The organism is Clostridium sp. 1001270J_160509_D11, from assembly GCF_015667935.1.
GTDB lineage: Bacteria > Bacillota > Clostridia > Peptostreptococcales > Peptostreptococcaceae > Intestinibacter.
In genome coordinates this window covers 1-7,743 of sequence record NZ_JADPET010000140.1, presented here as the reverse complement: position 1 = coordinate 7,743, position 7,743 = coordinate 1, and the positions used below count along the sequence as shown (strand labels likewise).

At 27.5% G+C, this 7,743-nt stretch carries 10 protein-coding genes; 8 read left to right on the top strand and 2 right to left on the bottom strand.

What is annotated here, in order from left to right:
• The 7 genes from acpS to I4U58_RS11415 all read left to right on the top strand — a co-directional run.
• Nucleotides 1-343, top strand: a 343-nt coding sequence (acpS, locus tag I4U58_RS11445) for a holo-ACP synthase (protein WP_195931480.1), incomplete at its 5' end; no start/stop codon positions are given.
• Between the two features lie 73 nt (nucleotides 344-416).
• The gene (gerS, locus tag I4U58_RS11440; protein ID WP_195931479.1) at nucleotides 417-1,013 is read left to right on the top strand and encodes a germination lipoprotein GerS; all 597 of its coding nucleotides are present in this window, start codon (nucleotides 417-419) and stop codon (nucleotides 1,011-1,013) included.
• Between the two features lie 421 nt (nucleotides 1,014-1,434).
• Nucleotides 1,435-1,716, top strand: coding sequence for an antitoxin (locus I4U58_RS11435; RefSeq protein WP_195931478.1), 282 nt, complete (start codon nucleotides 1,435-1,437; stop codon nucleotides 1,714-1,716).
• Nucleotides 1,709-2,074 carry a type II toxin-antitoxin system PemK/MazF family toxin gene (locus I4U58_RS11430; RefSeq protein ID WP_195931477.1) on the top strand — a complete coding sequence of 122 codons (366 nt, stop codon included), beginning with the start codon at nucleotides 1,709-1,711 and terminating at the stop codon, nucleotides 2,072-2,074. Before I4U58_RS11435 ends, I4U58_RS11430 begins: the two co-directional genes overlap by 8 nt.
• 221 nt (nucleotides 2,075-2,295) lie before the next feature.
• The gene (locus I4U58_RS11425; RefSeq protein WP_195931476.1) at nucleotides 2,296-3,123 is read left to right on the top strand and encodes a transketolase; all 828 of its coding nucleotides are present in this window, start codon (nucleotides 2,296-2,298) and stop codon (nucleotides 3,121-3,123) included.
• Nucleotides 3,116-4,054 (top strand): transketolase family protein, encoded by a 939-nt coding sequence (locus I4U58_RS11420; RefSeq protein ID WP_195931475.1) that lies wholly within the window; start codon nucleotides 3,116-3,118, stop codon nucleotides 4,052-4,054. The genes I4U58_RS11425 and I4U58_RS11420 overlap by 8 nt, the downstream gene beginning before the upstream one ends.
• 133 nt (nucleotides 4,055-4,187) lie before the next feature.
• Nucleotides 4,188-4,628, top strand: a complete 441-nt coding sequence (locus I4U58_RS11415; protein WP_243269618.1) for a hypothetical protein — start codon at nucleotides 4,188-4,190, stop codon at nucleotides 4,626-4,628.
• 83 nt (nucleotides 4,629-4,711) lie between these two features.
• On the opposite strand, the gene I4U58_RS11410 is transcribed toward I4U58_RS11415, so the two are convergent.
• Complete coding sequence (locus tag I4U58_RS11410) at nucleotides 4,712-5,281, bottom strand: 5-formyltetrahydrofolate cyclo-ligase (RefSeq protein ID WP_195931474.1); 570 nt, start codon at nucleotides 5,279-5,281, stop codon at nucleotides 4,712-4,714.
• 173 nt (nucleotides 5,282-5,454) lie between these two features.
• Between I4U58_RS11410 and I4U58_RS11405 the strand changes: the two genes are divergently transcribed.
• Nucleotides 5,455-6,597: a S41 family peptidase gene (locus I4U58_RS11405; protein ID WP_195931473.1), complete on the top strand. Its 1,143-nt coding sequence runs from the start codon at nucleotides 5,455-5,457 to the stop codon at nucleotides 6,595-6,597.
• Nucleotides 6,598-7,051: 454 nt separating this feature from the next.
• On the opposite strand, the gene I4U58_RS11400 is transcribed toward I4U58_RS11405, so the two are convergent.
• Complete coding sequence (locus I4U58_RS11400) at nucleotides 7,052-7,249, bottom strand: hypothetical protein (RefSeq protein WP_195931472.1); 198 nt, start codon at nucleotides 7,247-7,249, stop codon at nucleotides 7,052-7,054.
• Nucleotides 7,250-7,743: the final 494 nt, after the last annotated feature.

Here is a 7,743-nt window from a genome sequence, read left to right as displayed (position 1 = left end):
AGATAGAATAGAAAATGCTATTAAAAAAAATCCTAGGTTTTTAGAGAGAAATTTTACAGAAAAAGAAGTTTTATATTTTAAAGAAAATAATTTTAAATTTGAAAGTATTGCCGGTAATTTTGCATCAAAAGAAGCAATAAGTAAAGCTATCGGAACAGGAATCAGGGGATTTAAGCTAAAAGATATAGAAATTTTAAGAGATGAATTAGGAAAACCAATTGTTAATACTTATAATAATTTAAGTGAAATTTGCATAAAATATAACATTAAAGAAATAAAAGTAAGTATATCCCATAGTAAAAATTATGCTGTAGCAAATTCACTAATAATAAGTGGAAATTAACAGAATGTCCTAATAATATTAATAATTAACTTCCTCCATGAATATTAATATAAAAGGGGAGGGAGTTAACTATATGAAAAAACGAAAAACGATAGTATTAATTTTTCTATTAGTATTTACAGTAATAAACTTAGTAGGATGTAAAAACTTAAGCAAACAAACAAAAGAAGATATATATGAAGATTTCCAAAAGAAAATAACAAAGATGACGTCGTATACATGCAAAGCAGAAATAACAATAATAAATAATAAAAGTGAAAGTAAATACATAATGAATCATACCTATAAAAAGCCGTCATACTATAAACTAGAAATAATTGAACCAAAGAACTTAAATGGTAAAACTACAGAGTACTATAAAGATAAAATAATTATAAAAAATAAACAGTTAGATGATGTAATAGAACTTCCAAACGTAGGAGATAATAAACTATATTTATTTATAGGTGACTTTGTGCAAGATTTTTTACAAGAGGATTCTATAAATATGAGTGTTTCAGAAAAACAGTTAATTTTAGAAAGAGATTTATCACATGAAAATTCTTGTCTAAGCAAGCAAATATTGTATATAGATAAAAAGACTAAAAATCCTGTAAAAATGGAAATACTAAATAGTGAAGGTGAAAAAAAGTTTATTGTAAATTATACCGATTTTCAACCAAAGAATTAATAACCTCTAAATTGAGTCTAGATAACAAGGTCTCTATAATTTTATAAGAATCTCATTAATATAATTAAGCTAATAATCTAATTTAAAGGATTATAATACTTAAATTGCAAAGTGTTTAAAAATCTATATTATAAATATTTAAATTGAAGATTTTTTATAGCATATAAAAATTATATTCATTTATATACTTCATATAAATATAATTTCATTAAATATGCCTTAAAAAATATACATCTTTAAAAGGTTTTATAATAAAGGTTTCTTTATAACTTTAAGGAGTAATATTAAAAATAAAAAAATGAATAGAATACTATTAGCTAGATCGGATATAGACGTATATTGGATGGTAAGAAATGCAATTTTACATTCGTGTATCTATTTGGTAAAATTAGAATAGATAGTATTCCTAGGAGGCGGTTTTGTGAACAATAAAAATAAAGAAAAAATTGTATTTACTTTGCCAGAGGGAATTTTATCAGAGGTAGATAAAATTATTCAAATGGAAAATAGTAATAGAGAAGATTTTGCAAAGGCTGCATTTCAATTTTATATAACCCAAAAGAAGAAATTAAACTTAAAAGAAACTATGATAAAAGGTTATAAAGAAATGGGAAGGATTAATCTTTCATTAGCTGAATTAGGAATGACAGATGAGATTTCTTTAGAAAATGACTCTAAAGGAGATATAGCAAAAGTTGAGTAATCTCAACTCTGAGATAAGACGAGGAGATCTATATTATGCAGATTTAAGTCCTGTTGTCGGTTCTGAACAAGGAGGTGTGAGGCCTGTTTTAATAATTCAAAACAATATCGGAAATAAATACAGTCCTACAGTTATTGTAGCGGCGATAACATCACAAATTAATAAAGCTAAGTTGCCTACACATATCGAGATAAGTGCCAATGAATATGGACTAAATAAAGATTCTGTTATTCTCTTAGAACAAATTAGAACTATAGATAAGAAGAGGCTGAGAGAAAAAATAGGTTGTCTAGATAAAAACATGATGTTAAAAATAGATAATAGCCTTCAAATAAGTTTAGGTTTGTTTAATATGTAAAAGACTATTGAAATTAGAAAATCAATAGTCTTTTTTAATTTCCAACTTATTAACTAAAGCAACGGAATCTTTGATTCGTTGGAGCCATGAGCGAAGCGAATTTTTTAATATATAAAAATATAAAGATTAAAAAATAATTTTAATAATGATATAATAAGTAAGAATGAGTATTATAATAGTACTATATAGTGATATCAGTTTAAAATTAGGAGGTAAATCACATGAGAGACCATAAGGGATTAAATGAGATTGCGAGTATCATAAGAAAAGAAATCGTTACTATGATACATGGAGCAAAATCTGGACATCCAGGAGGATCTTTATCAGCTGTTGAAATTTTGACGGCATTATATTTTGATGAAATGAATATAGATCCAACAAATCCTAAAATGGAAGATAGAGATAGATTTATTTTGTCTAAAGGACATGCTGCACCTGTGTTATATGCTACTTTGGCGGAAAGAGGATTTTTTGATAAAAATGAATTATTGAGCTTTAGAAAATTTGGGGCAATGTTACAGGGACATCCTGATATGAATAAGGTGCCAGGAGTTGAGATGTCTACAGGTTCTTTAGGTCAGGGATTTTCAGTAGCTTGTGGTATGGCAATGGGGTCAAAACTAGATAATGCGCCATGGAATGTATATGCACTATTAGGAGATGGTGAAATACAAGAAGGTATAGTGTGGGAAGCTGCTATGAGTGCATCACATTATAAACTAGACAACCTAATTGTATTTTTAGACCATAATGGACTTCAAATAGACGGCAACATAGAAGATGTTATGAATGTAAATCCAATAGAAGGTAAATTTAAATCATTTGGATGGAATGTAATAACAATAGATGGACATGATTATGACCAAATATTTGCTGCTTTAGATATTGCAAAAGATACAGTAGGTAAACCAACTATGATAATTGCAAAAACAGTAAAAGGAAAGGGTGTTTCTTTTATGGAGAATCAAGCTAGTTGGCATGGGAATGCGCCAAGTCATTCAGAATTAAAACAAGCTTTATTGGATTTAGGAGGTGTTTGCCGTGAATAATATTGCAACAAGAGAGGCTTATGGACAGGTTTTAGTGGAATTAGGCGATTTAAGAGATGATATAGTAGTTTTAGATGCAGATTTATCTAAATCGACAAAAACGTGTGAATTTGCTAAAAAGTTTCCAAAGAGATTTTTTAATATGGGTATAGCCGAACAAAATTTAATAGGGGCTGCTTGTGGTTTATCTACAACTGGAAAAATACCTTTTGTAAGTACTTTTGCTGTATTTGCAACAGGGAGAGCTTTTGAAATAATAAGAAACTCGGTTTGCTATCCTAATTTAAATGTAAAGATATGTGCTACACATGCAGGGATAACTGTTGGTGAAGATGGAGCATCACACCAAAGTATAGAAGATATTTCGATAATGAGATCAATACCTAATATGACTGTTTTAGTTCCAGCAGATGGTGTTGAAGCTAGAAAGATGATTTTCGAAATATCAAATTATACTGGACCTGTATATGTAAGATTAGGTAGAAGTTCAGTTCCAACAATATTTAATAATGATTATGACTTTAAAATAGGAAAAGGTGTAATACTAAAAGATGGTACGGATGCAACAATAATAGCTTGTGGAATAATGGTAAATGAAGCTATTAAAGCAAGCGAACAATTAGAAGAAGAAGGTATAGATGTTAGGGTAATTAATATGCCTACAATAAAACCGATTGATAGAGAATTAATAATTGATTCTGCGAAAAAGACAGGTGCAATTATCACTGCTGAAGAACATAGTACAATAGGTGGACTAGGTAGTGCAGTAAGTGAGGTAGTAACGGAAGAATATCCTGTTATAGTAAAGAAAATAGGCGTTACTGATGTTTTTGGACAATCTGGAACACCATCAGAATTAATATCAGCATATGGATTAACATCTGATAATATTATTAAAAAAGTAAAAGAAGCTATAGAATATAAATCATAGTTTTGAATATAAATATAAACTGATTATGCAAGATACATTAAAAATCTTGAATTAATCAGTTTTTTTAATTTGAAAATTTTAGAATAGGAAAAATATAAGCCTCATATATTTTAAATATATGGGGGTGATATAATTGGATGTTAAATTCAATATGAAGGGTATGGTCTATGGCATTTGTTTAATTATATTTATATTGGCAGGATTTATAATACTTCCAAAAATGTTTGGTGAGGATATAAAAGCTGTAGACTATGTTATAGTTCAAAGAGATTCCATTCCAGATAAAATACTGGATATGATGGATGATTACATAGACCAAGAAAGAGCACTAGCTACCATAATCGATGGCAAAGTATATGTTATAGTAACTAGGGGTCAAAATGAAGAGTATGGTATAGATGTTGAAAAAATAAATCTTCAAGATAAAGATGGAAAACAGGTTATGATAGTTGAAGCTGTATATAAAGAAAAAGAGGATGCATATCCTTTTGTTGTTTTAGAGACAAACATGGAATCATTACCTGATAAGATTGAGTTAAATCAGAAATTCCAAGGACAAAATAATAGCAAATAATATACTTAAAATATAAAGCACATGAGTATAATGCCCATGTGCTTTTTATATATCAATATTTATATAAATTTAAAAATAAATGATTACTTATTTGGAGTTAATATTCTACTTTCTGTTACTATGTAGTCGAGTTGAGCATCATGAGGTTCTTTTGGTACCTCTGGGAAAATCTGAAGTTCAAAAGCAATACCTATAGTGACTGCATCATCTCTCAATCTTTCAATAAATCTATCATAATACCCACCTCCATAGCCAAGTCTATAACAATCTTCGCTATAAGCAACTGCAGGCACAATAACTAAGTCTAAATCTTTAACATCTAATGTTGGAGCATCAGGTTTTGGCTCTCTAATATTATAAGCTCCAACCTTGATTCCATTTTCTAAATCTGTAATTTGTGCAGGAATTAATACTCTATCTTTTACAATAGTTATAGGAGATGTTACAGTTTTTCTAAGAGAGATAAGCTTGTTAATTAGATGATCAGTTTGAACCTCATTATTAAAGTCTAAATAGAGCATTATATTTTGAGCGTTTTTTATACAATCCATTTGAAGTAATTTTTCTGTTATTATGTCTGAATTTTTTTCAATAAAGTCTTTGTCTTTAGCTTGTCTTGCTGCAATTACTTTTTTTCTAAATTCTTTTTTCATAAAATCTACCCCTTTGTATATATATGATATAATATTGAAGATATAATTAATATCCTTTACTATAAATTCTAGTATAGTTGATTGCTTTAAATCAACAAATTTGGTAAATAGTAATAAAAAGGATAGATTATCATATAATAGTAATAGTTTATTTAAAAGGAGATGTAGGAAATATGTCAAAGAAGAAGCTCATTATAGGGTCTGTAAGCTTAGTTGTAGCAACTGTAATATGTACTATTTTAGTCCAAGTTTTCTTATTTAAAGGGGTATTTATGTCTAGAAGTTTATACGAAAAATATAAAAAATATGACAAGTTGATAGCTTTAGAAAATATTGTTGAAGAAGATTACTATCAAGATGTAGATGAAGATAAATTAATACTTGGTGCAGAAAAGGGGTTAGTACAATCTTTAGAAGACCCTTATTCTGAATATTATACAAAAGAAGAATTTAATTTATTAAAAGAACAAACTCAAGGCTCTTTTGTAGGTATAGGAATTTATATGAGTGGCAATGATAATGATAACATTGTTGTTCAATCAGTAATAAAAAACTATCCTGCGGAAAAAAGCGGACTTAAAGCAGGAGATATTATCTTAAAAGTAGATGGAGATAAAGTAAAATACTCAGAATCTACATTAGCAGCGAGTAAAATAAAAGGCAAAGCTGGAACTTCAGTTGTATTAACTATAAAAAGAGACGATAAACAATTTGATGTAACAGTAAAAAGAGAAGAAATAATCGTCGATAGCGTACATAGTGAAGTAAAAGACGATAATATTGGATATATACAAATAACATCATTTGATAAAAATACATATAAAGAATTTAAAGAAGCTGTAACTTCTTTACAAAAGAAAAATATAAAATCATTAATTATAGACCTTAGGGATAATCCAGGTGGATTATTAGATATATGTGTAGATATAGCTGATTATCTATTAGGAGAAGGAACAATAGTATATACAAAAGACAATAAAGGAGAAACTCAATACTATAAATCTGATAAAAATAAAGTTGATTTACCTATAGTTGTCTTAATAAATGAAAATAGTGCATCAGCATCAGAAATATTAACTGCAGCAATTGTTGATAATAAAGCAGGTATAGCAGTTGGTACAACAAGTTATGGTAAAGGTCTTGTTCAAAGCGTTAAAGAATTTAACGATGGAACAGGATATAAATTAACAACAGCACAATACTATACTCCAAATGGAGATTATATAAACAAACAAGGAATTAAGCCTGACATAGTAGAAAAGGATAAAGAGAAACAATTAGACAGAGCAATTGAATATATAAAAACTAATAAATAAATTTATTACATTTCTATCTAGCTTTTAAATTTATATTTTAAGTACAATATAAGTTAAGAATATATTAAAAAATTGATATTTTATACTATTTTTTTGTATTTTTCGATTTATGACACCATATCTCTGAAAAATATATCCTTTTTTAGATAAAATATTGGAAATTTGTTTTTAAAAATAAAGGAGATTATAATCTAGTATAGAATATCTATAAATAAGTTAATAATTTGTATTAGGAAGTGAAATTTATGAAAGAAACTAAGAAAAAAGTTGTTAACATCCAGGAATATAAAGAAAAAAGAAAACAAACAGAAATAGATCGAAATGAACTAATAGCTCTTATTAAACAGATAGCAACATTAAAATAGGAAATTTAGCGCTTTTATTAAAATTTAAAAAATAAAAAACTATACATATTTTTTTTAAAATATGTATAGTTTTTTTATGCAAAGATTTATTATCCTCTAAGAGAATTTAAAGAATCTAGATAATCTTTAAATTGTGTGAATTGGTCTTCATCTTCAAATTGGATTTCTTTAGAATCTTCGCTTTCAAAATTTTTTAAGTAAACAGCAGGATTACTTTGGTTATTGTCATAGTAGATACATCTATATCCGTCTTCATATAAGTTTTTAACACTTTCAAAATCATACATAAAAAATCACCTTTCCTTATCTTAAGGTTATTTTTATTATATGGTTTTTTATAAAAGAATATGTATTGATGATAAGTTGGAAATTATGTATTATCAATAGACTAGATAATACATAATTTCATTAGAATTAAAAAAATGAAAAAATATCAAAAAAAGTGTTGACGTATATATTTTATGGTGGTATAATATTACTTGTCCTTGAGAGAGGGCAAGAACTTAGAAAGCGAGTAAGTCTGAAAGAGCGACGAAAGCTAAAAAAGTTTTTAAAAAAAGAGTTGACAAACAAAACTAAGTTTGTTAAACTAAAGAAGCTGAAACGAGCAAAACGAAATAAGTTGAGCGAGTTAAGCAAATGAACTTTGAAAATTAAACAGTAGGTTAATTAATAAACTTTAATTCACACGAATTAAAACCAACAACAAACCAAGCCAGATATTTCAGATAATGATTAGTCTGAGCAGGTAAACAACTTTTATTTGAGAGTTTGATCCTGG

Excerpts from the sequence above, each read along its gene's own strand:
- I4U58_RS11425 (WP_195931476.1), top strand. The coding sequence starts at position 2,296 with ATGAGAGACCATAAGGGATTAAATGAGATTGCGAGTATCATAAGAAAA.
- I4U58_RS11405 (WP_195931473.1), top strand. The coding sequence starts at position 5,455 with ATGTCAAAGAAGAAGCTCATTATAGGGTCTGTAAGCTTAGTTGTAGCA.
- I4U58_RS11410 (WP_195931474.1), bottom strand. The coding sequence starts at position 5,281 with ATGAAAAAAGAATTTAGAAAAAAAGTAATTGCAGCAAGACAAGCTAAA.
- gerS (WP_195931479.1), top strand. The coding sequence starts at position 417 with ATGAAAAAACGAAAAACGATAGTATTAATTTTTCTATTAGTATTTACA.
- I4U58_RS11400 (WP_195931472.1), bottom strand. The coding sequence starts at position 7,249 with ATGTATGATTTTGAAAGTGTTAAAAACTTATATGAAGACGGATATAGA.